General features: G+C 41.1%; 2 protein-coding genes. Both read right to left on the bottom strand.

The annotated features are described in order from the left end of the window. Nucleotides 1–154: 154 nt before the first annotated feature. Nucleotides 155–772: an OmpA family protein gene (locus tag CAG69_RS14420; protein WP_161444828.1), complete on the bottom strand. Its 618-nt coding sequence runs from the start codon at nucleotides 770–772 to the stop codon at nucleotides 155–157. 5 nt (nucleotides 773–777) lie between these two features. Then, complete coding sequence (locus CAG69_RS14415; RefSeq protein WP_005390923.1) at nucleotides 778–2,091, bottom strand: TolC family outer membrane protein; 1,314 nt, start codon at nucleotides 2,089–2,091, stop codon at nucleotides 778–780. Nucleotides 2,092–2,150: the final 59 nt, after the last annotated feature.

Below are 2,150 nucleotides of genomic sequence, written 5' to 3'. Positions count from 1 at the left end.
AATATAGAGTAAAGGCTCACTTTTTAATTTTTGCCATAATATTAGTGAGTTATGATTAATGTTAGTGTTTGTTTTATTAGTTGTGTCTAATTAGTTAGGCGTAATGACATGAAAATACCCCCACTCATCTATGCAAATAAGCAGGGGTATAAGTTTATTTTACTTCTGGGAAGGTAGTGAATATCGTCCACTCATCTTTAACCATTCCTTGCTGGCCGACAACAGTGGCAGTAACGCGGCGGTTTAATGCGTGGCTGACACGATCCATACCCGGCTCTGCTAACTGTGTGTCGCCAAAAGCAATAATGGCGAGGCGGTCACCCGGGATTCCCTTTTCTATCAATAGATTGCGTACATTCTCTGCACGATGGCGAGATAGGTTTAAATTATAGTCTGCGCGTCCTACCTTACTTGCGTATCCTTGTATCTCTATAGAAGTGGTTGGATACTTTTTAAGAAATGCAGCCAACTCATCTATCTTGTTTTTAAAAATTTGGTTAATAAGAGCAGAGTCGTTATCAAACAAAATCTTAAGTTGGTATTGCTCTTCTTTATGCAAATAGGTTTCACAACCATCATTGTCCACTTCTGCCCCTATTGGAGTGCCTGCGCAAAGATCACGAGCGTTTATCACACCATCTTTGTCCAAGTCGTTTAGGTCAGCAATCTGATTCGCCTTTGGTATAGGAATGTACATCAGCTCATCTTGTGCGTATGCACTATGATGACTCATTATGATTAAAGCCAGAGTGATTAGAAGGTTCTTTTTCATTGTATTTAGTACTCCACCGATTGAGTCCACGCTTCCGGTATGTCGACGCGCAATGCGTCTAAAAGCTGCCCGGTTGAAGTCAGGGTCCGATATTGTGCGTATTGCTGTGCAAATTGTGTTTCTAAGTAGTTTTTGCGTGATTCAAACAACTCGTTTTCAGTGTTCAGCAGATCAAGTAAGGTGCGCTTTCCAATACGATATTGTTTTTGGTATGCAATAACGGTGTTTGACATGGAATCAACGTGTTGTATTAAAAAAGACTTTTGTTGTTTAGTCAGTTCAAGAGCGCTCCACGAAAGGCGGAGCTCTTGCTCCACACTTCGGTATGCTCGCTCTCTGAGGTCTTTCGCTTTATTGAGTTGATAGGCCATACTGTCACTGTTCGCAGAGTCTCGGCCACCGTTGTAAAGGTTGTATCGGACACGAAGCATTGCTTGTGTTTCAGAGTTGAGACCATTTACTCCTCCTACATCATCGTTCCAGCTTTGTTTCGCTTCAAATGAGATGACTGGGAAATAGTTTGCATCCGCTTGTTTATATTGGAACCTGGCAGAATCGACATCTGCGAGTGCTATTTTTATGACAGGATGATTGTCAAAAGCCTGCGATTGGGCCTCGTCTAGAGAATTGGGGATAAAGTTTTGGTCTGCGTGCGGAAAAATAAGGTTAGTTGGTGCTTCACCAACTAAGCGAAAGAATGCTGTTTGAGCGTCTTTATGGTTATTTTGTGCAGCTAAAACATTACTTTGAGCTTTTGCTAAACGAGCTTTAACCTGGTTAAGGTCGGCAACTGAGCCAATTCCTGACTCTGTACGCTTTTTAATATCAGTATAAATTCGCTTATGTGTGTTTAGGTTGCTAGTGGAAAGCGCAGTCAGCTTTTGTGTTTTTACTACATCCAAATAAGCTTTGATGACTTCTAACGCAACATTTTGGGCATCTGCAAGCAACTGATAACGCACAGACTCTGCATCTGCAGAGGTACGATCAATGTCATATAGGGTTTTTGAACCATCCCAGATCAACTGGGTAAGAGTAATTGCCATATCTTTGCGGGTCATCTCGGTATCACTCTTACCAGTAGAGTCGGAAGGGTGAATGCTCTCGTAACCGATACCCGCGTCAATATCGAGACTAGGTTTATATGCTCCACGTGATTTATCGATAATATAACGACTACTCATATACTCGTTAAACGCACTTTTGATATCAGGGTTCGTTGCAAATGTTGTCGCTATTGCTTGTTCTAAAGTTTGTGCGCTAGAAACCAGTGGTATTAGCAAACCAAAACACGCGATACTAATATTACTTAGCTTCACTAAAATCTCCCCAAATAATTTAACGCCAGTTATTTTTCAAAAATAAATATTAACGATTA

Origin of the sequence: Vibrio sp. V43_P6S15P86, from assembly GCF_009904725.1 — a bacterium.
Taxonomy (GTDB): Bacteria; Pseudomonadota; Gammaproteobacteria; order Enterobacterales; family Vibrionaceae; genus Vibrio; species Vibrio diabolicus.
This window is presented reverse-complemented; position numbering and strand designations above follow the sequence as displayed.

Bases quoted from the DNA above. Each gene is read 5' to 3' on its own strand.
- CAG69_RS14420 (WP_161444828.1), bottom strand. From the start codon at position 772: ATGAAAAAGAACCTTCTAATCACTCTGGCTTTAATCATAATGAGTCAT.